We start from the raw sequence: 23,196 nt of genomic DNA, 5'->3' as shown, positions 1-23,196 counted from the left end.
TTTCTAAGTTTAAAGCGGATGCTGCAGAATACGTCGAATGGCTTAGCCCAGGATGGGTAGCAGCACTCCCGACGAGGCGCCGGCAAGGACGCCACCGATGATGGGGCCCACGACCGGCACCCAGGAATAGGACCAGTCGCTCGACCCTTTGCCCTTGATCGGCAGCAGGAAGTGCGCGATGCGGGGTCCGAGGTCACGGGCGGGGTTGATGGCGTAACCGGTGGGCCCACCGAGAGAGGCACCGATCGCGATCACGAGCAGGGCCACCGGCAGGGCGCCGAGGGCTGCCAGGCCGCCGCCGTCGCCGTTGCGGCCGAAACCGATGACGACGAAGACGAGCACGAAGGTGCCGATGATCTCGGTGACGAGGTTCCAGCCGTAGGAGCGGATGGCTGGCCCGGTGGAGAAGACGCCGAGCTTGTTGGCGGCTTCCGGCTCCTGGTCGAAGTGCTGCTTGTAGGCGAGCCACACCACGACGGCGCCGAGGAAGGCACCGATCATCTGGGCGCCGATATAGGTCAGCGTCGATACGACATTGACCGGCACGCCCGAACCGAAGGTGTCGGCCCCACTCGCGACGAGACCGAGGGTGACGGCCGGGTTCAGGTGGGCACCGGAGTTGTAGGCGGCGATCACACCGGCGTAGACCGCGAGGCCCCAGCCGATGGTGACCATGAGAAAGCCGCCGCCGAAACCCTTGTTCTTGGCGAGGGCGACGTTGGCGACCACGCCACAGCCGAGTAGCACGAGGATGGCCGTTCCCACGACCTCTGACATAAAGACGACACCGAGATTGTCCACATTGACCTTTCAGATGGGGTGCTGCTGTTCACCGCGCTCGACCTAGTTGTCGAGTGCGGCTGTCGTGCGTTGTGTCTAAAACGTATCGGCGCCCAAGGCGGAGTGAGCCGGTTTCGCCTGCACATTCGTGCAGATTGTCGGCAATCGTCAGCCCCGGACGGGGGGGGAGGCGCCGAAGACGGCGGCCTCGCTGACGGCAGCGAGGTCGACCCCGTGCGCGTCGATCAGGATGCCGCGTGCCAGCTCGATTTCTTCGGCCCGGCGTTCGGCGTCCCAGCCGAGCACGGGGGCGACGACGAGCGCGAGCTCTTTGATCAGCGGGGTGGTGACCGCGCCAACGAAGGCCATGCTGGTGCGGCGCAGGAGCACGTCGATCAGGCGCACGACGCTCTCGGTCGATGCCAGAAACTCGATCTCACGCCGGCTGTAGGCCGCGTTGTGCTGGAGCGGGGCATCCGCCGGACCGCTTGGGTCGGTCAAGAACTCGATGACCTCGCTGGCCCGCGTTCCGTACCGGGCGAGCAGGGCTGCGGCGCGGTCAGTGCCGACCTCGTCGCCGTGGGCGGTGACCCAAACCTGGTGGGCGGCATCCGTTGCCGGGAAGTTGCGCCCGCCACCGACGGCCAAGCCCTCGGTCGAGACGGTGCGCGGCAGGCCAAGCAGCTTCAGAATGTCGGTGCTCAGGTTTTCGGCCAGGGCACGGAACGTTGTCCACTTGCCTCCGACCAGGCTGAGCAGGGTGCCGTCGGCGGCGCCGGCACGGGGCAGCGGACGCGACTCGATGCGGTAGTCGCGGGAGACGAAACCGGGGGCCTCATCGTCGTGGCGGGGCAGCGGGCGCACACCGGCAAAGCGAAACACGATGTGCGAACGATCGACCTTTACCGTTGGGAAAACGTGCGCGACCAAGTCGAAGAAGTAGTCGATCTCAGGTTCGGTGCACCGAACCGGCTTGGTCATATCGTGCTCGAGGTCGGTGGTACCGACCAGAACGCGGCCCTTGAGCGGGTAGATCAACACGATGCGACCGTCTTCATGCTCGAAGAAGATCTCGCGTCCACCGGTTGCCGCGAGCAGCTCCGGGTTGTCGAGCACCACGTGGGACCCTTTGGTGCCGCCCATGAAGGTGCTCGGCTGGCCGAGGGCAGAGTTGGTGAGGTCGGTCCAGGGGCCACTGGTGTTGACGACGACATCCGCCTGGAATCGGAATTCATCGCCGGTGATGGTGTTGCGCAGGAGCACACCGTTCTCATCCATTCCGGCGGCTTCGACGTAGTTGGCGGCGCGGGCGTGGGGACCGGCGTCGAGGCCGTCGCGCAGCACATCGAGGGCGAGACGCTCAGGGTCGTGCATGGCGGCGTCATAGTAGGTGGCGGTGTACTTGAGGCCGGGGTTCAGCAGCGGCAGGGCGGCGAGCGCCTTGGCACGGCCCTTGAACTCGTGGCGCGGCACGGTGCCGCCGTCGCGGGAGAAGGCGTCGTAGATCATCATGCCGAGCTTGATGAGCATGGCGCCGCGCTCAACGTGCTTGGCTCCCTGCTTGTGGGTCAGGAACCGGAGCGGCGCAGCCATCACACCGGAGAAGGTGGAGAAGATGGGAATGGTCGTCTGCAGCGGCTTGACGTAGTGCGGCGCGATCTTGAGCAGGCTGTTGCGCTCCGTCACCGACTCCTTCACCAAGCGAAACTCACCGTTTTCGAGGTAGCGCACGCCGCCGTGGATCATGTGCGAGCTGGCCGACGAGGCGCCGGAGACGAAGTCGTTCTTTTCTACGATGACCACGTCGACGCCCTGCAGTGCCAGATCGCGGAAGGTCGCGATGCCGTTGATGCCTGCGCCGATGATGAGCACCTGGGCGTTCGGATGAGCGGAGATCGCGGTCGAAGTCTGTGAGTTTAAGAACGACATTGTTGTCACCTCTGTCTCGGGCTTGCACTCGACAAGCCATGTGAATAGATTCATTCTGACAGTCCCACATAATTTCTCAACCGGATTGAACATACGTGCAAGGAGCCGCTGTGACCTTCGAGACCGACCCCGTGCAGTCCGACCGCAGCCGCGATGCCCTCACCGCCGCGCACCTGTACTACATGCAGGACCTCACAATGGATGCCATCGCCCAGGAGCTGCATACCTCCCGTTCCTCCGTCTCCCGCCTGCTCAGCCACGCTCGAGAGACCGGCCTGGTCGACATCCAAATCAAGTCCCCACTCGATGCCCCGAGTCACCTCGAGCAGCAGATCGAGGCTCGATTTCAGATCACCGCGCACGTCGTTCCGGTTCCGGACAGCGCGAGCGATGTCGATCGGCTCGAGCGTGTGGCCCTGTCTGTTGCACGGATTCTCGGCCAATACTTTGACTCGAATATGACCATGGGTATCGCCTGGGGTTCGACCATGAACGCGATCAGCCGGCACGTGACGCCCAAGCAGACGCACAACTCGCAGATCGTGCAGCTCAACGGCGCCGGGAATATGCGTACGACCGGTCTCGGCTACGCGAGTGAGATTCTCGGCCGTTTCGGAACGGCCTTCGGCGCGCATGTGCAGCAGTTTCCGGTGCCGGCCTTCTTCGACGACCCCGCGACCAAGCAGGCGCTGTGGCGCGAGCGCAGCATCAGTCGCCTGATCGATATGCAGTCCATCATGGATATCGCCCTGTTCGGCCTCGGTTCTCCGTTCTCCGGCGTGATCAGCCGGGTCTACGCCGGCGGCTACCTCGAGCAGGCCGAATTCGACGCCCTCAGCGCGGCCGGCGTGGTCGGCGACGTCGCGACAGTGTTCTACCGCGCCGACGGTTCGGCCGACGATATCGCCATGAACGAACGCTCCACCGGTCCGGACTTCACCGCGCTGCGCCGCACCCCGCGCCGCATCTGCGTTGTGGCCGGTCGCTCCAAGCTCGCGAGCCTGCGCGGCGCTCTGGCCGCACACCTCATCACCGACCTGTTCGTCGACGAGAGCACAGCCCGCGCCCTGGTCGAGGCAAACTGATCGGATATTGAACGGAATACCACGGCGCGCAGGCTGTTGCACTATAACTAGAAGTACTACACGTGCTCCGGGGTCGGTGTAATTCCGAACCGGCGGTTAAAGTCCGCGACCCGTTAGTCCCTTTGACGAGGGACCGACGGTTGAGCTGGTGAAACTCCAGCACCGACGGTTAAAGTCCGGACGGGAGGCGCACGAGTTGGTTGGCCCCTACGGTTGACCGACGGGTTTTAGGCATGATGATGCACACCCACGCCCCCGGAGCTCGTCCGACACGGATGAGGGCGGGATGACCAACAACGCGGCAGTGAACGTGGGCCTGCAGAGCGCCATGCGCCGCGCCCTCGAGCTTGCCGCCCAGGGCCTCGCCACCGGAGTCAACCCGCGTGTGGGCTGCGTAATTCTGAATGCCAACGGCGAGACCCTCGCCGAAGGGTGGCACCGCGGCGCCGGCACCCGGCACGCGGAGGTCGACGCGCTCGCACAGCTCGACCCCGGCGCCGCTCGCGGAAGCACCGTCGTTGTCACGCTCGAACCGTGCAACCATATCGGCCGCACCGGTCCGTGCGCAGAGGCCCTGATCGATGCCGGCGTGGCCCGCGTCGTGTACTCGGTGACCGACCCGGGCCAGCACTCCTGCGGCGGGGCCGACCGGCTGCGCGCCGCCGGCATCGAGGTGCAGGGCGGGCTGTGCGCCAATGTCGGCGAGGCTTTTCTCGCCGACTGGCTCGTCGCCGCCCGCCTCGGTCGCCCGTTCGTCACTCTCAAATGGGCGTCGAGCCTCGACGGGCGCGCCGCCGCCGCCGACGGCTCCAGCCGTTGGATCACCGGCGATGCGGCCCGCCTCGACGTGCACCGACGTCGTAGCGCCTCCGATGCGATCCTGATCGGCACCGGCACCGTTCTCGCCGATGACCCCGCCTTGACCGCGCGCGACGCCGATGGTGGGCTGCTCCCCCGGCAGCCCGTGCCCGTGGTGGTCGGGCGACGCGAGGCGCCGGCATCCTCTGCCCTGTTTGCGCACCCGCAGCAGCCGCTGTTCTTCGACGGCCTCGACCTGCCCGGCCTACTCGCCGACCTGCACAAACGCGCCGTGCGCAGCGTGTTCATCGAGGGCGGCCCAACCGTGGCGAGCGCGTTCGTGGCCGCCGGGCTGGTCGACGAATACCTCGTCTACCTCGCGCCGACGCTGATCGGCGGCCCGCGACTGGCCCTCACTGACATCGGCGTAGCCGCAATCGGCGAGCAGCGCCGCCTCTCTATCCACTCCCTCGACCGCCTCGGCGACGATGTTCTCATCGTGGCCCGACCGCTCACACCCTAAGGAACCCATGTTCACCGGAATCATCGAGGAGCTCGGCCAGATCGAGCGCATCGAGACCACAGCGGATGCCGCCCGCCTCACCATCCGCGGCCCACTCGTGGTCGACGGCGCCGGTCACGGCGACTCCATCGCCGTAGCCGGCGTCTGCCTCACCGTGGTCGAACGCACCCCCGACACGTTCACCGCCGACGTGATGGCCCAGACCCTGTCGATGTCGACCCTGTCTGACGCCAGAGTCGGCTCCACGGTCAACCTCGAACGCGCCGCCCTCGTCGGCGGACGACTCGGCGGCCACATCGTGCAGGGCCACATCGACGGCACCAGCACCGTACTCGCCGTCACCCCCGGCGAGGCCTGGCGGGTGCTGCGATTCAGCCTCAGCGCCCAGCTGGCGCCGCTCGTGGTCGGTAAGGGGTCGATCGCCATTGACGGTGTCTCCCTCACCGTGAGCAACATCAGCCCGGCCACCGATGTGAACCAGTGGTTCGAGGTGTCGCTCATTCCGGAGACCCTCACCGCCACCACCCTCGGCGAACGCGCCGTCGGCGACCGGGTCAACATCGAGACCGACATTCTGGCGCGCCACGTCGAACGGATGCTGGCCCTCGCCACCCACAATTCCCAGCCCGAAGCAGCAACAAGGAGCGCATCATGAGCCTCGCCGATATTCCCTCCGCACTCGACGCCCTGCGCCTCGGCCGACCGGTCATCGTCGCCGACGACGAGGGCCGCGAAAACGAGGGCGACGTCATCATCTCCGCCCAGCTGGCCACGCAGGAGTGGATCGCCTGGACCGTGCGCTACTCCTCCGGATTCATCTGCGCGCCGATGACCAACGAGATCGCCGACCAGCTCGACCTGCCGGTGATGGTGCTCAACAACGAGGACCCACTCGGCACCAACTACACGGTGAGTGTCGATGCCGCCGACCGGCTGTCGACCGGCATCAGTGCCGCCGACCGCGCCCACACCCTGCGGGTGCTGGCCGACCCGCAGTCGGCCCCGGCCAGCCTGCACCGCCCCGGCCACATCCTGCCGCTGCGGGCCCGCGACGGCGGCGTGCGAGAGCGCGGCGGCCACACCGAAGCCGGCGTCGACCTCATGAAACTGGCCGGCCTGGTTCCGGTCGCCGCGATCGCCGAGATCGTCGCCGAGGACGGCGAAATGATGCGCCTGCCCGGCCTGCTCGAACTCGGTGAGCGCGAGGGACTGCTCGTCATCACGATCAAAGACCTGATCAGCTACCTGGACGAGTTCCACCCGAACGAGGCGCTGCCGACGATCGCCCCGATCATCGAGGCCCCGCGGGTCGACTTCGAGGTGGAGACCACGGTGCCCACCCGGCACGGGGCCTTCCGGGTACGCGCCTACCGGGACCGCTCCACCGGTGCCGACCACGTCGCTTTCGTCGCCGGAACCCCGGTCAATGGCGCCATTGTGCGGGTGCACTCCGAGTGCCTCACCGGGGAGGCCTTCGGCTCGCTCAAGTGCGAGTGCGGACCGCAGCTCGACGCCTCCCTCGACATCATCCAGGCGGAAGGGGGCGTCGTCGTCTACCTGCGCGGCCAGGAGGGGCGCGGCATCGGCCTGATCAACAAGCTGCGCGCCTACGAGCTGCAGGAGGACGGCCTCGACACCCTCGACGCCAACCTCGCGCTGGGGCTGCCCGGCGACAGCCGCGATTACGGCGCGGCCACCAGCATCCTGCACGATCTGGGTTTGCAGTCGGTGCGGCTGCTCACCAACAACCCGGAGAAGGTGCGTCAACTTGAACTGCACGGCGTCGCCGTGACCGAACGGGTGCCGCTCGTCGTGGGTATCGGCGAGTTCAACGAGGAGTATGTCGCCACCAAACGTGACCGCATGGGTCACCACATTTCCAACATCGAAATCATGAACGGAATCGCCTAATGGCTGGGACAGGACCCACAATCAGCGTTGACGGACGCGGCCTTCGGCTCGTCATCGTTGCCGGTCTGTGGCACACCGGCATCACCGACGGCCTCATCGCCGGCGCGACCCGGGTGCTCGAAGCGAGCAACGCCGAATTCTCACTCGTTCGCGTTCCGGGCAGCTTCGAATTGCCCGTCGCCTGCAAGGTCGCGCTCGATAGCGGTGCCGACGCGGTCGTCGCGCTCGGCGTGATCATTCGCGGCGGCACCCCCCACTTCGAGTTCGTTTCGAATGCGGCAACGGATGGCCTCGCCCGCGTCGCCCTCGACACCGGCAAGCCTGTGGGGTTCGGCGTCTTGACGCTGGACGACGAGCAGCAGGGCCTCGACCGGGCCGGATTGCCCGGGTCGAAGGAAGACAAGGGCGAGGAGGCGGCATCCGCTGCCCTCTCGACCGCGTTGGTGCTTCGGGAGTTGCGCGGGCACATCGGGTAGGGGGCGGCGTCTTTGTGTCTCTAGGCTGAACGCATGGACCTTATACGCAATATTCTGCTCATTCTGCACTTCGTCGGACTGGCTTCGCTGCTCGGCGGCTTTCTCGTGCAGATCAAGCCGATCATTGCCGGCAAGGGCACGATCGTCGCCGCAATGTTCCACGGTGCGCTGACGCAGCTGGTCACCGGCGTGCTGCTCGTCGGCATCATCGAGATGGGTTCGCTCGGCCACATCGACAATGCCAAGATCGGCGTCAAGCTGGTCGTGCTCATCGTGATCACCGTGCTCGTGATCGTCAACCGCAAGAAGCCGAGCGTTTCATCGCTCGTGCTCTGGGCCATTGGCGCCTTGACCCTGGCCAACGTTGCCATCGCGGTGCTCTGGAAGTAACTGCGCGAAAGCGGGCTAAGGTGCTTTGTGACCTCTACACGCGGCCACACCACCATTCGTGCGTAAACGCTTCCGCGGGAAGTCAGATCGACTTGCGGGTTTCGTCGGCGCTCAGCCATCCTTTCGAAAGCGTTCCATCCTCATGTCAACAAGCACAGCGTCAGTATCGACGCCGACTACACCTCTCAATCCGAAGAGTCGCATCATCATGGCGAGCCTCATCGGCACGACCATTGAGTTCTACGACTTCTACGTCTACGCGACGGCAGCCGTTCTGGTCTTCCCGCACCTGTTCTTTCCGACCGGCAACGACACCACCGCGCTGCTCGCCTCCTTCGCCGTCTTCGGCGCTGCGATGGTCGCCCGCCCGATCGGCGCGCTGTTCTTCGGCCACTTCGGTGACCGCAAGGGACGCAAGGCCACCCTGGTCGGCGCTCTGCTCACGATGGGTATCGCGACCTTTTTGATCGGCCTGCTGCCGACCTACGCCATGATCGGCTGGTGGGCACCGCTCATGCTCGTCATCCTGCGTCTCGCCCAGGGCTTCGCCCTCGGTGGGGAGTGGAGCGGCGCGGCGCTGGTTGCGACCGAGAATGCTCCGGTCGGCAAGCGCGCCTGGTATGGCACCTTCCCGCAGGTCGGCGCCCCGCTCGGCTTCATCATTGCCAACGGCCTGTTTCTCGGCCTCGCCCTCGCGCTACCGTCGACCGACCCGACCCGTCCGTCGGAGGCGTTCCTCGAGTGGGCCTGGCGCGTGCCGTTCCTGTTCTCGGCCGTGATGGTCATCGTCGGACTCTGGGTGCGTCTGCGCCTCGTTGAAAGTGACGTCTTCACCAAGGTCGTCAAGGCTGACAAGGTTGAGAAGCTTCCGCTCGCGGCCGTGTTCAAGTCCAACTGGCGCGAACTCATCCTCGGCACGTTCATCATGCTGGCCACCTACGTGCTGTTCTACCTGATGACCACCTTCACGCTGAGCTACGGTCGTGCCGCCACCGATGCCGAGGTCCCCGGACTCGGCTTCACCTACAACAGCTTCATTCTCATGATGATTCTCGGCGTGGTGTTCTTCGGAATCTTCACCCTCGCCTCCGGCCCCTGGGCGGATAAGCACGGACGTCGCAAGACGCTCATCATCGTGACCCTGTTCATCATCGTGTTCGGGTTCCTCTTCGTGCCGTTGCTCGGTGCCGGTGACCTCAGTGTGATGCTGTTCCTCATCGTGGGCTTCTCGCTCATGGGCATGACCTTCGGCCCGATGGGCGCGTTGCTGCCCGAGCTGTTCCCAACCAATGTGCGCTACACCGGCTCGGCGTTCGCTTACAACATGAGTTCCATTCTGGGTGCCGCAGTTGCCCCGTTCATCGCCGTCTGGCTCTGGACGATCGGCGAGGGCAGCCCGTTCTGGGTCGGCATCTACCTCTCGGTGATGGGTGTCATCACCCTGATCGCGTTGATTCTGAGCCGCGAAACCAGAGACCTCGACCTGCACCGCTAACGGTCTCGGCGCGCGAAAGCGGGTGAATGGGTCGCGCTACTCGAGCAACCATTCTCCCGCTCTCATGCGAGGGACTCCATCACCGACGTTTGTAGTAGTCCCGCCAGATCAGGCGGTGCACGGGAATCCAGCGCGGAATGTCCCGTAGCCCCGGGATCAGCGGCACGAGCATCAGCATCACGCTGAGCACCAGCATGACAAGCACGACCAGCAGGTCGGCATTCGGCGCGGAAGCGAACGGCTCAACCTGGTACCAGAACGAGAACAGCCACAGCCACGACTGGCCGGGAGTGTTTCCCGTCTCGTTCATCATGCCCCACTGCTCACCGGTCAGGTGCTGGCTGGCTGCGAGGTCGGGGAAATACGTGCCGTCGCCCAGGAAAAGGATGCTCCGCGTGTAGTCGAAGTTGTAGAACGTCTCCCTGGCCGTCAAGACCCCGTCGAGCGCGCCCTGTTGAGCCATGAGCAGCAGAGCATCCGTCATAGCCGGAACCGGACCGTAGTCGCCTGTTCCCACTTTCGCGGGATTATTGCCCGCGGCCGTGACCAGCGCGTCTGAATACGCCGCAGCCCAGTCGGTGCGCTTCGTGTCCGTGGCGCCGGTCCAAGTTTTCAACGCGGTCGGTGGGTTTGGGAGCGCCGAGAGCGGGTCGATCACGAAATCCTTCGCGGTATCGATCGGAATCTGCACTCCGGACCAGGTCTGAGGGTCGAACGCTCCAATCTTCTGGGTGGCGTCGGGGGTGTTGTTGTAGGGCGGTCCGTACCCGGCTGTTTCGCTGGTGCCCCCGAGTTCAGCGGTCGCGGTGGCGACAAAATCGGAGGGAGCAGCTACCGCCCAGGACTTGAGCGTGATGCTGGGGTCGTCGGGCGATCCGAGCACTGCGGACACCACAACGGTGACCAGACCGACGACGACCAGTGCGACGGTCAGCTCTTTGAACAGGTCGTATTCGCGCAGCGTGCCATGCCACGGTCGGCGGGCGAGGGCGTCGTCCGGGCGAATTTTCCTACGCGCCGATGTGGTCCTCATCGCTGTTCTTCTTTCGCTTCTGCTCCGGCCGGGTGAAGTTGGGCATCGCTCTCAGCCGCCTCCAGCGGAGGAACAACGCCGTGCACGCGCACGAGCAGCACGTGCAGAACGACCACGGCACCGACAGCAACGGGCAAGAGGATGATGTGCCACGTGAACATCTGCCCGACGTTGGCGACATTGAACCAGGCGCCGATCCCGGCCGAATTCAAGGCGTCCTTGCCCTCAAATGCGATCCACTGCGAGTCGAAGTTGGTTTGCAGAAGATAGCCGGTGAATCCCGTGACGATCGACACGAAAAAGGCCATCATGCCCGTGATCCAGGTGAGGGCCCGCCCGCCCCGCCAGGCAGCCATCCAGTACTTACCCCATAGGTGAACCACCATGGTCATGAAGAAGAGCTCCACGCTCCACAGGTGAACACTGTTGACGAAGTGTCCCAGCTCCGACACGTGGTACCAGGACGGGCCGTTCAATGCCAGGACCGCCCCGGAGGCCAGGATGAAGACGAGCGAGACCAGGGCGGCCATACCGAAGACGTAGATCCAGGATGTGACGTAGGAGGGCTGGTCTTCGGGGAGCAGCTTGTCCGGCGGGAGACGGTGCAGCAGCCAGCCCCGAGCTTTGCCTGTCCACGTGTGATGTTCCTCTATGCCGGGCGTGACCTGGGCAGCGGGAAGCCCGCCCAGAGCCGGCCGTTTCCTCCCGCCGGGAAAGGGCAGGACGAGGGCGATCAGGAACAGTAGGATCATTACGATGATCACAACGAGGTTTCCCAGCTGAATCTGCAGACTGCCCCAGCCGAGATAGATCCCGGGATCGTCAACACTGGCCACGGATACAACGAACTGGCTCATCTGAGGCTCCACTCCATTGAGCAGTCTTGCCGAATCTGGTCTGACAAAAGCTCTTCTTCGAAACACGCTAGACCAGCGCGTCCTCGTCGAGTAGGGACTTTTGGCACTATTTAGTCTGGTGTTTTTTGCGCTGGCGAGCGGGAAAGACTGGTCACGGACATCCGTTCGGAGCGGACTAACCGGCCTCGAGACGACGGCAAAAAACACGCCGGCTCCTCGACCAGCGATTCGCTGGTCGAAACCGCGAATCCGTTGGTTGAGGTGCGCTCTCTACGCGCGTGTCGAGACCAAGCGTCAGTCGAGGAACAGCGCCCGCAGACGACGCGTGGTGAGGACCAAACCGACCACGATCATCACGGCATAGTAGAGCACGTGCCAGAGCAGCCCAAGGTTGACCTGGCCGGTGGTCAGTGCCCGCACGAGCTCGACACCGTGCCAGAGCGGCAGCGCCTGGATCACGTACTGGATACCCTGCGGGTAGACGCTGAGCGGGTAGAACGTCGCCGAAAACAGAAACATCGGCAGCAACACGAAGTTGATCCAGTCCATCTGCTGAAAGGTCTTCATGTAGCTTGTGACCGCCATGCCCACGCTCGCAAAGCCGAACGCGATGAGCAGCACGGCGGGCAGGGCGAGCAACGCCCACCAGGACAGGTTGAGGCCGAGCGCCTGCATGACGAGCATGAATCCGGTCGCGTAGAGCAGTCCGCGCAGTAGGGCCAGGGAGATCTCGCCGAGTGCGACGTCGAGCGGGCCGAGCGAGGTGGACAGCATGCCCTCGTAAAGCTTGGCGAACTGCATCTTGAAGAACACGTTCCAGGTCGAGTCGTAGATCGCGCCGTTCATCGCGGCGACAGCGAGCAGGGCCGGGGCAATGAACGCTGCGTAGGGTACCTGGGTGCCGTCGGCGGTCTGCACCTGCCCGATCAGTGCCCCGAGGCCGAGGCCCATTGACAGCAGGTAGAAGATGGGCTCGACGAAGCCGCTCAGTACGACGAGGGAGTTAGTGCTGCGGGTCGCTCGCCAGCCGCGCGCCATGACACTGCGCGCGTTGCCAGCATAAAGGTGGCCGAACGCGCGCGGCGGGCGAGCGCCCGCCGCGATCGTCGACGGAGACAGCTGCGGCCCGGTCACTTGTTCAACCTGTCGGCCGTGAGGCGGCGGGCACAGATCCAGCCGACGGCCAGCAGCGCGGCGAGATAGAGCACGTGCACGAGGCTCAACCAGATCGGCTCCGGCATACCGTAGGCGAAGACTCGAGAGAGTTCGGTGCCGTGCCAGAGCGGCGAGATCCAGCCGATCCACTGCAGGTACGGTGGCAGCACATCGAGGGGAAAAAACGTGCCCGAGAACAGGGTCATCGGCAAAATGACGAAGCGTTGCACCATGGCGAGCTGTCCGGTGTCGTCTTTGAGGGTGGCCGTGTAGGCCATCACGAGCGCCCCGAAGGCCAGGCCGGTGAGCAGCGCCACGAGCACAGCGACGAACCCCAGTGGCCCCGGTACCGCCCCGAAGACCAGCATGAAGACGAAGAAGAGGGCACAGGTGAGCAGCATGCGCGCGGCGACCGAGATGACGATGCCGTTGATGATCTGGCCGGGCTGAATCGAGCTCGCATTCATGCCGAAGAAGGTGGGGTTCCACTTGAAGCCGAGCATGATCGGGTAGGTGAACTCTTCGGATGCCACCGCGATCGCACTGCTGGCGAGCAACGCCGGGGCGAGGAAGGAGAGGTAGCTCACCCCGTTGACGGCGTCGTCGCCGAGATTGCCATCGACGAGGCTTGCCAGGCCTACCCCCATCGCGTACAGGTAGACCAGCGGGCTGCCGATTGCTGTGAACAGCACGGTCTGGGCATACGACCGCATCACCCGAAATCGGTGTTCGGCCACATACCAGGAGCCGTAACGGCGGGTACGCGCGGCCTGCGCGACCGCCGCCGCGAGCGCATCAGAGCGGATGCCGTCGCTCGTGTTATCGGAAAGCGTGCTCATTCGATCAGGTTTCGGCCGGTGAGCCGCAGGAACACGTCTTCGAGGCTGGAGCGACGAACGAGGCTGGTGATCGGGTGGAGGCCGGCTGCGGTCATCCGCTCTAATTCATTCTCGCCGCTGTCGCTGTAGACCAGGATGCGGTCGGGCAGCACGTCGACCCGCTCGCCATAGCCCTCGATGCGGCCCGCGACCTCGGCGTTCTGGGTGGACCCGAACCGCACTTCGAGCACTTCGCGCGAGGAGTAGCGGCGAATGAGGTCGGCCGGGGAACCCTCGGCCATGATGCGCCCCTGGTCGACCACGACGAGGCGGTCGCAGAGCTGCTCGGCTTCGTCCATATAGTGGGTGGTGAGGAGTAGCGTCGTGCCCTGCTCTTTCAGGCGGAAGAGGCGGTCCCAGAGAATGTGGCGTGCCTGCGGGTCGAGGCCGGTGGTCGGTTCGTCGAGGAGCAGGATGCGCGGGTCGTTGATGAGGGCCCGGGCGATGGTGAGGCGACGCTTCATGCCGCCGGACAGGTCGTCGACCTTGGCGGAGGCCTTGTCGGCGAGCTGCGCGAACTCGAGCAGTTCGTCGGCCCGACGGGCCACCCGGGCGCGCGGCAGCCCGAAGTAGCGGCCGTAGACCAGTAGGTTCTCTCGCACCTTGAGTTCCATGTCGAGGTTGTTCTCCTGCGGAACGACACCGAGCTGGGAGCGAATCTTGGGACCATACCGATTGGGGTCGAGGCCGAGCACAGTCAGGTCGCCGCTCTTGCGGGTGGAGACCGCACCGATCATGCGCATCGTCGTGGATTTACCGGCGCCGTTGGGCCCGAGCAGCCCGAAGGACTCCCCCGGCGCAACCTCAAAGCTGATGCCGTCGACGGCGACGAAATCGCTTGCGTTCTTGACCGGATAACTTTTGACGAGATTCTGGGTGGCGATGACAGGCTCTGGCACAGTTCTAACCTAGACCGCACCGGTGACACTGGGGATTGTTCGCATCTTCGGCAGCTACGATTCTCTGGTGACTACCGCTACCCGTGTGCCCGAATCCGCTGCTGCATCCGCTTCCTCGAGCGCGGGGAAGACGCCGCGCGGCCGACGCGGCCGACCCGTTCCCGCCGGTCCCCGCGCCACGTTCAGCCAGTTATTGCCCTACCTGTTCGAGCACAAAAAGGTGCTCAGCGTCGTCATCGTTCTGAGCGTGCTGGGCGCCGCCGCGAGCCTGGCCCAGCCGCTGCTCGTCAGCCAGGTCATCACGATCGTGCAGGCGAATGACCCACTCGGGTCGCTCGTTGGTGTGCTGATTGCGCTCGTGGTCATTTCGGGCCTGATCAGCGGCTACCAGCACTATCTGCTGCAGCGCACCGGCGAGGGCGTCGTGCTCTCCAGCCGGCGCAAACTGGTCGGGCGACTGCTGCGACTGCCGATCAGCGAATTCGACGCCCGCCGCACCGGAGACCTCGTCTCCCGCGTCGGCAGCGACACCACCCTGCTGCGCGCGGTACTCACCCAGGGCTTGGTCGAAGCGATCGGCGGGTCGCTCACCTTCATCGGCGCACTCGTGGCGATGCTCATCATCGACCCGGTACTGCTCGGCCTGACCGTGCTCGTCATCGCAGTGTCGGTGGTCACCGTCATCCTGCTGTCCCGCCGCATTCGCACCGCCAGCACGGCCGCCCAGGTGAAGGTTGGCGACCTCGCGGCCAGCGTCGAACGCGCCATCAGCGCCATTCGCACCGTGCGCGCCGCCAATGCCACCGACCGTGAAGTCGCCGTGATCGAGGAAGACGCCCGCGGCGCTTGGCGCATGGGTATCAAGGTTGCCAAGATCAGCGCCCTCGTCGTACCGATCGCCGGCATCGCCATGCAGGTGTCGTTTCTCGTGGTGCTCGGCGTCGGCGGTTTTCGGGTCGCGAGCGACGCCATCACCATCGCCGACCTGGTCGCGTTCATTCTGTTTCTATTCATGATGATCATGCCGCTCGGACAGTTCTTCGGCGCGATCACCTCGGTCAACTCCGCGCTCGGCGCGCTCGGCCGTATCCAGGAGATCATCGACCTGCCCGCCGAGGATCAGTTCGACCGGGACATCGCCCCGCTCGCCATGACGGTCGGCGCCGCCAACGAAAAGGTGCGCCCCGAAGCCGCCGCGATCAGCTTCGAGAACGTGCACTTCGGCTATGCGGTCGCTCCGGTCGACGCTGATTCCAACGAAGCGGATGCTGCCGCCGCCGATATCGAGACCGCTCCCCCGTCAACAGACCCGCGGCCGGTGCTCAACGGCGTTTCTTTCGCCGCCCCGCGCGGACTGCGCACGGCGCTCGTCGGGCCGAGCGGCGCGGGCAAGAGCACCATCCTCGCCCTGATCGAGAGGTTCTACGACGTTTCGGACGGCACCGTGCGACTGGGCGGGCTGGACATCCGCTCGCTGGATCGCACCGCGCTGCGCGCCCAGATCGGCTACGTCGAACAGGACGCCCCGGTGCTCGCCGGGTCGCTGCGGGACAACCTCACTCTCGCGACCCCCGACGCCACCGACGAGGACTGCATCACCGTGCTGCACGCGGTCAACCTGGGCGAGGTACTCGACCGCGACCCGGCCGGACTCGGGGCTGCGGTCGGCGAATCGGGAGTGAAACTCTCCGGTGGCGAACGCCAGCGGCTCGCGATCGCGCGGGCGCTGCTCGCGGCGCCACCGATTCTGCTGCTCGACGAGTCCACCTCGAGCCTCGACGGCAAGAACGAGCAGATGATGCGGGAGGCCATCGACGCCGTCGCGGCCGACCGCACCCTGATCGTGATCGCGCACCGCCTGTCGACCGTGGTCGACAGCGACCAGATCGTGGTGCTCGACCACGGCCAGGTCGTCGGCGTCGGCACGCACTCCGAGCTCGTCGTCTCGACTCCTCTCTATCGCGACTTGGCGAAGCACCAGCTGCTGGTCTAGCCCGCCATGCCGGTATGTTTTACCGGTAAATATGCGATACGCCGCACAGATTGAAGCGCGATTACGGCGTGTCGCGAAATCTACCGGGGTTACATGCGCCGATAGCGCAGTGTCACGAGCTGAAACGGGCGCAGCTCCAGCGTCAGGGCGGCGTCATCGGCCTCGATGACGGCCGCCGAGATGACCGGGCGCTCCAGCAGGTCGGTCTCAACCACGGCGGCAGATTCGAATGAGCGGATGACGCGGGCCAGGGCCCGGGTACCGTGCGCCTCGTAGACCCGTACGATGACGTCGCCGCTGCCGTCTTCGGCGAGTTTCACCGCCTCGATCACGACGGCCGGGTTGTCGACAGTGAATAGCGGCTCCACTGGCGTGGAACCGACGCCGGTTAGGCTGCGGATCGGCAGATTCAGTCGATAGCCCTCATATACCGCGTCGGGAATACTCGCGCCCACGCGCAGAGCAACGCGTAGCTCGTGCCGCCCCTGGTCGGCGGTCGGATCGGGAAAAAGCGGCGCGCGCAGCAGGGAGAGCGACACGGTCGTGCCGATGCGGGGTGCGGCATCCGCTTCTGAAGCGAAGGCGGTGCGGGTGATCGAGTGCCCGTAGGTGGAATCGTTGGCGACGGCCACTCCGAAGCCGGGTTCGCCGACGTGCACCCAGCGGTGGGCGACGGTTTCGAAGCGGGCCGCATCCCACGAGGTGTTTGCATGCGTCGGACGGAATATATGGCCGAACTGAATTTCGGAGGCGGCCCGGTCAGCAGCGACGTCGAGCGCGAAGTTCAGCCTCAGCAGTTTCTGCCGCTCGTGCCAGTCAATGTTGAACGTGAGGTCGATGGCACTCGAGTCTTGCGCCAGGGTGACGTCTTGGGTGATAGTCGAGGCACCGAAGCGCCGCGTGACGCGAACGCCGACCTGACCGTGGGGCAGGTGGTCGAGCTGCTCCACCGTCTCGGCGTCGGTGAGCGTCTCGAACAGGCGTGCGTTGGGGGTATCGATGTCCCAGGCATCCCACTGGGTGGGGGTGTCGCGGTGCAGGGTGAGCAGGTTGGCCCTGGCTCCGGGCGGCACGACCTCGCGCTCGGCGTGGCGATCGTAGATCGAAGTGAAGAGACCGTCGGCGTCGATGGTCACGCGTACGTGCCGGTTCGACAGTACCCAGCCGGCGGGGGAGCGCGCGATCGTGGCGCCAAGAAAGGAATCCGCAACCTGCGTGACACCGCAGAGTGCGGGCACACCCTCCTGGGCGTAGGGCCCCGCGTTCAGCAGAATCGCGTCGTCGCCCGGTCCGCACAGCGCTCGAACGGATGCCTCGATCACCCCTTCGAGCACCCCCGCGACCCGCGCATACTCGCGTTCCGCCTGCTGGTGCACCCAGGCGATCGACGATCCCGGAAGAATGTCATGAAACTGTTGCAGCAACACCGTCTGCCACGCGTTTTCGAGTGCCGCGCGTGGATACTCCGCTCCTGACCGAATGAATGCCGTCGTCGCCCATAACTCGGCCTCCCGCAGTAGGTGTTCGCAGCGCCGGTTGCCCTGCTTGGTGCGGGCCTGCGAGGTGAGCGTGCCGCGGTGAAACTCCAGGTACAGCTCCCCCGACCAGACCGGTGGCGCCGCATATTCGGCCTCCGCCGCCTCGAAGAACCGCCGCGGACTCGACAGCTCGACCGTGGGTGATCCCTCAAGGGACGCGGTGCGGTGGGCGGCGGCGATCATCTCTTCGGTCGGTCCGCCGCCGCCGTCGCCCCAGCCGAACGGCACGAGCGAGGTGTTCGCGACACCCTTTTCGCTGTAGAGGCGTTCGGCCCTGGCCAGTTCGAGCCCGGAGAGCTGCGCGTTGTAGTCGGCGACCGGCGGAAAGTGTGTAAAAATGCGGCTGCCGTCGAGGCCCTCCCAGAGAAAGCTGTGGTGCGGAAACACGTTCGTGTCGTTCCAGGAGAGTTTTTGGGTGAGGAACCAGCGGCTGCCGGCGGCCTGCACAATCTGGGGCAGCGACGCCGAGTATCCGAACGAGTCCGGCAGCCAGACCTCGAGTGGTTCTACCCCGAACTCGCGCAGGAAAAACCCCTTGCCCGCCACGAACTGCCGCGCCAACGCCTCACCGCTGGGCATGTTCGTGTCGGATTCGACCCACATTCCGCCGGTCGGCACGAAGTTGCCGGCCGCGACGGCCCGCCGCACCCGCTCGAACAGCTCAGGGTAGCCGTCCTGCAGCCAGGCGTATTGCTGCGCCGACGAGGCGGCGAACACGAAATCGGGGTACCGGTCAATCAGGTCGAGCACGTTGGAGAAGGTGCGCGCGACCTTGCGCACCGTCTCCCGCACCGGCCACAGCCAGGCACTGTCGATGTGCGCGTGCCCGACAGCGTGCACCCGGTGCGCGCTGGCATTCGCCGGGCTCGCGAGCACGTCGGCGAGGGCGGCCCGACCAACCGCCGCCGTGCCGCCGACATCGTCGGGGTCGAGAAGGTCGAGGCAGCGTTCCAGCGCCCGCAGAATGTTCGCCCGTCGGGGCGAGGCGGCCGGCAGCTCGCGGCGCAGGCCGTCTAGCGCTACGACGTCCTGCAGAAGGTGCCAGGCCTGTGTGTCGCGCGCTGCGACATCCGCTTGCCGCAGGGTGTAGAGCGGCGTGGTGCCGGCGGTGGCGAGGTCGCCCAGCGGGGTGGGGGTGAAGCTGAAGTCGGCGGCGATATTGGGGTTGGCGGCCGCCTCGATGTACATATCGACAATTTCGCCGGTGACCGTGACGGCACGGTTCAGCGATTCGACGCCTTTGAGGAGTCGCCCGTCTGGGTTGTAGGCCGTGCCCTCGGCCTGAAACCCCGGCACGGCGACCGTGAACCCGAGGTCGACCACGACCTCGATGCGGGTTTCGGCCAGGCCAGCCCACTCCGGCGGCACCGTTCCCGTCAGGTGAAACCACACGGTGCCCCAGGGCCGCCCCCACGCCTCGCCCACGGCAAACGGCTCAAACGGATGCGAGACGGCCTCCGCAAACGAGACCGGCTCCCCCGGCGCCACCCAGGCCGTGACCGTGAGCGGCGCGGTAGCCCCATAGATCGCTGGCTGCAGCCGTTCGCGAACAAACCGATTCAGCCGGACCTCGACGAGTGCGCTGTCGTCATGCATGCTCGCATCCTACGACCATGGCTGTCGTCGAGCGAGGCGGCGTGCCGACGAGCATCCCTGTGGTGGGGCCCACCTTACGTCCCTGGGCCCAGTTTATAAACTGGGCCCAGGGACGGAGCCCAGGCCCCGTCCGCGGTGGGGAACGCGAAGCCGCCCCGCCACCAGGGGTGACGGGGCCGTTCACACTGCGAAAACTAGTCCTTGAGGTGGTAACGCACGCTCGCGAGCTCGGCGCGCAGTGCCGGCGGCACCTTGTCACCGAACTTGTCGAAGTATTCCTCGGTCAGGTCGCACTCGGCGAGCCAGCTGGTCTGGTCGATCGCGAAGAGCTGGTCGACGGCTTCCTTGGACAGGTCGAGACCGTCGAGGTTCAGGCCGTCCTCGGCCGGGAGCAGGCCGATTGGGGTGTCGACGGCGTCGACGGTGCCCTGAATACGGCGAATCATCCACTCGAGAACCCGCGAGTTCTCGCCGAATCCGGGCCAGATGAAGCCGCCATCGGGGCCCTTGCGGAACCAGTTCACCTGGAAGATCGCCGGGGCGTTGGTGCCGAGCTCCTTGCCGACCTTGAGCCAGTGACCCCAGTAGTCGGCCATGTTGTAGCCGCAGAACGGGAGCATCGCGAACGGGTCGCGGCGCAGCTCGCCGACGATGCCGTCAGCAGCGGCAGTCTTCTCGGACGAAATCGTCGCGCCCATGAACACGCCGTGCTTCCAGCTGCGGGCCTGTGCCACCAGCGGAACGTTGGTGGCGCGACGGCCGCCGAAGACGATGGCGTCGATCGGCACGCCGCCGGCAGCTTCCCAGTCGTCGGCGATCGACGGGCACTGGGCGGCCGCAACGGTGAAGCGGGAGTTCGGGTGGGCGGCGGTGCGGCCGGAGCCGGGCGTCCAGTCCTTGCCCTGCCAGTCGATCAGGTGCTCGGGAGCCTTGTCGGTGAGGCCTTCCCACCAGACGTCTCCGTCGTCGCGCAGGGCGACGTTGGTGAAGATGGTGTTGCCCCACATGGTGGAGACGGCGGTCGGGTTGGTGGTTTCACCGGTTCCGGGGGCGACTCCGAAGAAGCCGGCCTCTGGATTGATGGCCCAGAGACGGCCGTCTTCGCCCTGACGCAGCCAGGCGATGTCGTCGCCGATGGTCTCGACCGTCCAGCCGGGAATGGTCGGGCGCAGCATCGACAGGTTCGTCTTGCCACAGGCCGACGGGAACGCGGCGGCCACGTGGAACACGCCGCCCTCCGGCGAGATCAGCTTGATGAGCAGCATGTGCTCGGCCAGCCAGCCCTCGTCGCGGCCCATGACCGACGCGATACGCAGGGCGAAGGACTTCTTCGAGAGCAGGGCGTTTCCGCCGTAGCCGGAACCGTAGGACCAGACCTCGCGGGTGTCGGGGAACTGCACGATGTACTTGTCATCGTTGCAGGGCCATTCGACGTCGGGACGGGTGATGCCCGACGCGTCGACGAGCGGGTAGCCGACGCTGTGCACGGTGTGCACCCACGGGTCGCCAGCTTCGATCATGGTCAGTACGGTCTCGCCCATGCGGGTCATGATGCCCATGTTGAGCACGACGTAGGGGGAATCGGTGATCTCGACGCCGAGCTGCGAGATGGGGCCGCCGAGCGGGCCCATCGAGAACGGCACGATGTACATGGTGCGACCGCGCATACTGCCGGCGAAGACGCCGCGCAGTTCGGCGCGCATGGCCGACGGTTCGGCCCAGTTGTTGGTGGGGCCGGCATCCGCTTCATCGTTGGAGCAGATGAAAGTGCGGTTCTCGACGCGGGCAACGTCCTTCGGGTTGGTGCGGGCGAGGAAGCTGTTCGGGCGCCATTCCGGGTTGAGACGGATGAGCTGGCCTGAAGCAACGAGCAGTTTGGAGAGCTCGTTGGCCTCGCGCTTGGAACCGTCGCACCAGACGATGGCGTCGGGTTCGGTCAGGCGAGCAACCTCATCGACCCAAGCCTGCAGGTTGGGGTCGGTGCTGCCCGTACGCGACGGGTACGCATCCCCGTTGGTCTGGAGGGAAGAGTTGGTGAGAGTCATATTCTGGCCTTTCCGGTTGTTCGGGTAGGTGCAAATTTATGGAACGTCGGGCTGCGTTGCTTACTTGACGTTGCGTACGGCCATAATTTCGGCCACAAATTAAGGATGGTCCTCTCTGCAGACGAGAACCGGCGATATTGCCAGTTAAGAATGTTCATTCTTTAGATATTGTTAAGGAATGTCGCCTCAAGCTTCTGATCTGATCACCCTCGGCCATCGCATCCGCCATTTTCGAAGCGAACGCGGCCTCACGCTCGACCAACTCGGTGAGCGGGTCAGTCTCGCGGGCAGCCAGCTGTCACTGATCGAGAACGGCCGCCGGGAGCCGAAACTCTCGACGCTGCAGGAACTCGCGACCGCGCTGTCGGTCGACCTGGCCGAGCTGCTGCGCCGGGAAGCGCCGAACAATCGGGCGGCGCTCGAGATCGAACTCGACCGGGCGCAGAAGAATCCGCTCTACGGCGCGCTCGGCCTGCCGGTCGTGAAAGTGACCAAGGGGATGCCGCTGCCCGCGATCGAATCGCTGCTCGGCCTGCACCGCGAGCTGTCCCGCCGGGCCAGCGAGGCCATCGCCACCCCGGAGGAGGCCCGCCGCGCCAATACGGAATTGCGCGAGCGGATGCGCGAGCAGGGCAACTACCTGCCGGCCATCGAAGAGCTCGTGGAGGAACGGGTGCGCGCGAGCGGCCACATCTCCGGCGCGCTCACGCACCGCGAGGTGAGCGTTATGGCCGATCAGCTCGGTTTCAACCTGATCTACGTGAACGATCTGCCCAACTCCACCCGGTCGGTCACCGACCTCGCCAACGGCCGCATCTACCTGCCGCCGGCCTCGATTCCCGGCGGGCACGGACTGCGGTCGATGGCGTTGCAGGCGATGGGCCACCGGTTGCTCGGGCACGAACGGCCGGGCAGCTACGCCGAGTTCCTGTGGCAACGACTTGAGATCAACTATTTCGCGGCGGCGTGTTTGATGCCGCGCGAGGCATCCGTTGCCTTTCTTTCACATGCCAAGCAGGAGCGGGAGTTGGCCGTAGAAGACTTTCGCGACGCCTTCGGCGTTACCCACGAGGCGGCGGCGTTGCGACTGACCAACCTCGCCACGAGTCACCTCGACATGACGCTGCACTTTCTACGGGTCAACGGCGACGGCGCCCTGCAAAAAGGGTACGAAAACGACGACCTGCCGTTTCCGGTGGACGTCACCGGGTCGATCGAGGGCCAGTATGTCTGCAAGCAGTGGAGCGCCCGCAGCGCCTTCACCCACACCAACCGCACCACCGAGTTCTACCAGTACACCGACACCCCGGCCGGCACGTTCTGGTCAGCGACCCAGACCGGGTCAACGGATGCCGGTGAATTCTCGATCAGCGTCGGCGTTCCGTTCGCGCAGGCCAAGTGGTTTCGCGGGCGCGAGACCACCCAACGCACGGTGTCACGCTGTCCAGACGAGTCATGCTGCCGCCGCCCCAACTCGGATGCCGCCGCGCGCTGGGCCGGCCGGGCCTGGCCGAGCGCCCGGCTGCACGCGCACGTTCTGTCGCCGTTGCCGTCCGGCACGTTTCCGGGTGTCGACGACTCCGAGGTGTACGCGTTTCTGGAGGCGCACGCCGCGGAGTAACGGGACCATATAGTTTGAAGCAGGTAGTTGACCGCTTAGAGTTCACAGGAGAACCGCATGCGCCTGATTGGCGAGTAGGGCTTGTGGGTAGCGCCAGTCCGGCGACTTGGTAGCGCGATTCCGGGTACACGGTAGCGCTGGCCGGGGTGAACTGCTCTGCTGTGAGGGGGCCACGCATCAGGCGTGGTCCTTTT

At 65.5% G+C, this 23,196-nt stretch carries 18 protein-coding genes and 1 riboswitch; of the genes, 9 read left to right on the top strand and 9 right to left on the bottom strand.

What is annotated here, in order from left to right:
• Positions 1–42 precede the first annotated feature (42 nt).
• Together E3T29_RS12280 and E3T29_RS12275 are read right to left on the bottom strand one after the other, a co-directional pair.
• Positions 43–777, bottom strand: coding sequence for an MIP/aquaporin family protein (locus E3T29_RS12280; RefSeq protein WP_134346017.1), 735 nt, complete (start codon positions 775–777; stop codon positions 43–45).
• Between the two features lie 171 nt (positions 778–948).
• Positions 949–2,709, bottom strand: a complete 1,761-nt coding sequence (locus tag E3T29_RS12275; protein ID WP_134345680.1) for a glycerol-3-phosphate dehydrogenase/oxidase — start codon at positions 2,707–2,709, stop codon at positions 949–951.
• A gap of 110 nt (positions 2,710–2,819) precedes the next feature.
• Between E3T29_RS12275 and E3T29_RS12270 the strand changes: the two genes are divergently transcribed.
• The 7 genes from E3T29_RS12270 (at position 2,820) to E3T29_RS12240 (ending at position 9,387) form a co-directional block, all read left to right on the top strand.
• On the top strand, positions 2,820–3,794 hold the full coding sequence (locus E3T29_RS12270; protein WP_338061540.1) for a sugar-binding transcriptional regulator: 975 nt from the start codon (positions 2,820–2,822) through the stop codon (positions 3,792–3,794).
• Between the two features lie 59 nt (positions 3,795–3,853).
• Positions 3,854–3,990, top strand: a riboswitch (FMN riboswitch).
• A 90-nt stretch (positions 3,991–4,080) separates the two neighbouring features.
• Positions 4,081–5,115, top strand: coding sequence for a bifunctional diaminohydroxyphosphoribosylaminopyrimidine deaminase/5-amino-6-(5-phosphoribosylamino)uracil reductase RibD (gene ribD, locus E3T29_RS12265; protein WP_241987794.1), 1,035 nt, complete (start codon positions 4,081–4,083; stop codon positions 5,113–5,115).
• Positions 5,116–5,122: 7 nt separating this feature from the next.
• Entirely contained in the window at positions 5,123–5,770 is a 648-nt protein-coding gene (locus tag E3T29_RS12260; protein WP_092339032.1) for a riboflavin synthase, read from the top strand.
• Entirely contained in the window at positions 5,767–7,026 is a 1,260-nt protein-coding gene (gene ribA / locus E3T29_RS12255) for a GTP cyclohydrolase II (protein ID WP_092339034.1), read from the top strand. Before E3T29_RS12260 ends, ribA begins: the two co-directional genes overlap by 4 nt.
• Complete coding sequence (ribH, locus tag E3T29_RS12250) at positions 7,026–7,502, top strand: 6,7-dimethyl-8-ribityllumazine synthase (RefSeq protein WP_134345679.1); 477 nt, start codon at positions 7,026–7,028, stop codon at positions 7,500–7,502. The genes ribA and ribH overlap by 1 nt, the downstream gene beginning before the upstream one ends.
• A gap of 33 nt (positions 7,503–7,535) precedes the next feature.
• Positions 7,536–7,892, top strand: coding sequence for a hypothetical protein (locus E3T29_RS12245; protein WP_134345678.1), 357 nt, complete (start codon positions 7,536–7,538; stop codon positions 7,890–7,892).
• 142 nt (positions 7,893–8,034) lie between these two features.
• Entirely contained in the window at positions 8,035–9,387 is a 1,353-nt protein-coding gene (locus E3T29_RS12240; RefSeq protein WP_166792403.1) for an MFS transporter, read from the top strand.
• Positions 9,388–9,466: 79 nt separating this feature from the next.
• Here E3T29_RS12240 and E3T29_RS12235 read toward each other — a convergent pair whose 3' ends face one another.
• The 5 genes from E3T29_RS12235 to E3T29_RS12215 all read right to left on the bottom strand — a co-directional run bounded on the left by E3T29_RS12235 (position 9,467) and on the right by E3T29_RS12215 (position 14,209).
• Entirely contained in the window at positions 9,467–10,420 is a 954-nt protein-coding gene (locus E3T29_RS12235; protein WP_241987793.1) for a hypothetical protein, read from the bottom strand.
• Positions 10,417–11,277 (bottom strand): cytochrome b N-terminal domain-containing protein, encoded by an 861-nt coding sequence (locus E3T29_RS12230; protein WP_241987792.1) that lies wholly within the window; start codon positions 11,275–11,277, stop codon positions 10,417–10,419. Before E3T29_RS12230 ends, E3T29_RS12235 begins: the two co-directional genes overlap by 4 nt.
• 294 nt (positions 11,278–11,571) lie before the next feature.
• On the bottom strand, positions 11,572–12,396 hold the full coding sequence (locus tag E3T29_RS12225) for an ABC transporter permease (protein ID WP_241987814.1): 825 nt from the start codon (positions 12,394–12,396) through the stop codon (positions 11,572–11,574).
• 11 nt (positions 12,397–12,407) lie between these two features.
• Positions 12,408–13,271, bottom strand: a complete 864-nt coding sequence (locus E3T29_RS12220; protein ID WP_134345677.1) for an ABC transporter permease — start codon at positions 13,269–13,271, stop codon at positions 12,408–12,410.
• On the bottom strand, positions 13,268–14,209 hold the full coding sequence (locus E3T29_RS12215) for an ABC transporter ATP-binding protein (RefSeq protein ID WP_134345676.1): 942 nt from the start codon (positions 14,207–14,209) through the stop codon (positions 13,268–13,270). Before E3T29_RS12215 ends, E3T29_RS12220 begins: the two co-directional genes overlap by 4 nt.
• Positions 14,210–14,294: 85 nt before the next feature.
• Here E3T29_RS12215 and E3T29_RS12210 point away from each other — a divergent pair, with 85 nt between their 5' ends.
• A complete protein-coding gene (locus E3T29_RS12210) occupies positions 14,295–16,202 on the top strand; it encodes an ABC transporter ATP-binding protein (protein WP_134346006.1) in 1,908 nt (635 codons plus the stop codon).
• A gap of 89 nt (positions 16,203–16,291) precedes the next feature.
• Here the strand turns inward: E3T29_RS12210 and E3T29_RS12205 are convergent, their stop codons facing one another.
• On the bottom strand, positions 16,292–19,336 hold the full coding sequence (locus E3T29_RS12205; RefSeq protein WP_134345675.1) for a glycoside hydrolase family 38 C-terminal domain-containing protein: 3,045 nt from the start codon (positions 19,334–19,336) through the stop codon (positions 16,292–16,294).
• Between the two features lie 194 nt (positions 19,337–19,530).
• Positions 19,531–21,381, bottom strand: coding sequence for a phosphoenolpyruvate carboxykinase (GTP) (locus E3T29_RS12200; protein ID WP_134345674.1), 1,851 nt, complete (start codon positions 21,379–21,381; stop codon positions 19,531–19,533).
• Positions 21,382–21,559: 178 nt separating this feature from the next.
• Between E3T29_RS12200 and E3T29_RS12195 the strand changes: the two genes are divergently transcribed.
• Complete coding sequence (locus tag E3T29_RS12195) at positions 21,560–23,002, top strand: helix-turn-helix domain-containing protein (protein ID WP_134345672.1); 1,443 nt, start codon at positions 21,560–21,562, stop codon at positions 23,000–23,002.
• The last annotated feature ends 194 nt before the right edge of the window (positions 23,003–23,196 follow it).

Source organism: Cryobacterium sp. TMT1-66-1 (assembly GCF_004403435.1).
Taxonomy (GTDB): Bacteria; Actinomycetota; Actinomycetes; order Actinomycetales; family Microbacteriaceae; genus Cryobacterium; species Cryobacterium flavum.
The sequence above is the reverse complement of the archived record's forward strand: the minus strand, read 5'-3'. Positions and strand labels throughout refer to the sequence as shown.

Bases quoted from the DNA above. Each gene is read 5' to 3' on its own strand.
- E3T29_RS12205 (WP_134345675.1), bottom strand. From the start codon at position 19,336: ATGCATGACGACAGCGCACTCGTCGAGGTCCGGCTGAATCGGTTTGTT.
- E3T29_RS12280 (WP_134346017.1), bottom strand. From the start codon at position 777: ATGTCAGAGGTCGTGGGAACGGCCATCCTCGTGCTACTCGGCTGTGGC.
- E3T29_RS12195 (WP_134345672.1), top strand. From the start codon at position 21,560: ATGTCGCCTCAAGCTTCTGATCTGATCACCCTCGGCCATCGCATCCGC.
- E3T29_RS12245 (WP_134345678.1), top strand. From the start codon at position 7,536: ATGGACCTTATACGCAATATTCTGCTCATTCTGCACTTCGTCGGACTG.
- E3T29_RS12240 (WP_166792403.1), top strand. From the start codon at position 8,035: ATGTCAACAAGCACAGCGTCAGTATCGACGCCGACTACACCTCTCAAT.
- E3T29_RS12260 (WP_092339032.1), top strand. From the start codon at position 5,123: ATGTTCACCGGAATCATCGAGGAGCTCGGCCAGATCGAGCGCATCGAG.
- E3T29_RS12230 (WP_241987792.1), bottom strand. From the start codon at position 11,277: ATGAGCCAGTTCGTTGTATCCGTGGCCAGTGTTGACGATCCCGGGATC.
- ribH (WP_134345679.1), top strand. From the start codon at position 7,026: ATGGCTGGGACAGGACCCACAATCAGCGTTGACGGACGCGGCCTTCGG.
- E3T29_RS12275 (WP_134345680.1), bottom strand. From the start codon at position 2,709: ATGTCGTTCTTAAACTCACAGACTTCGACCGCGATCTCCGCTCATCCG.
- ribD (WP_241987794.1), top strand. From the start codon at position 4,081: ATGACCAACAACGCGGCAGTGAACGTGGGCCTGCAGAGCGCCATGCGC.
- E3T29_RS12235 (WP_241987793.1), bottom strand. From the start codon at position 10,420: ATGAGGACCACATCGGCGCGTAGGAAAATTCGCCCGGACGACGCCCTC.
- E3T29_RS12220 (WP_134345677.1), bottom strand. From the start codon at position 13,271: ATGAGCACGCTTTCCGATAACACGAGCGACGGCATCCGCTCTGATGCG.
- E3T29_RS12200 (WP_134345674.1), bottom strand. From the start codon at position 21,381: ATGACTCTCACCAACTCTTCCCTCCAGACCAACGGGGATGCGTACCCG.
- ribA (WP_092339034.1), top strand. From the start codon at position 5,767: ATGAGCCTCGCCGATATTCCCTCCGCACTCGACGCCCTGCGCCTCGGC.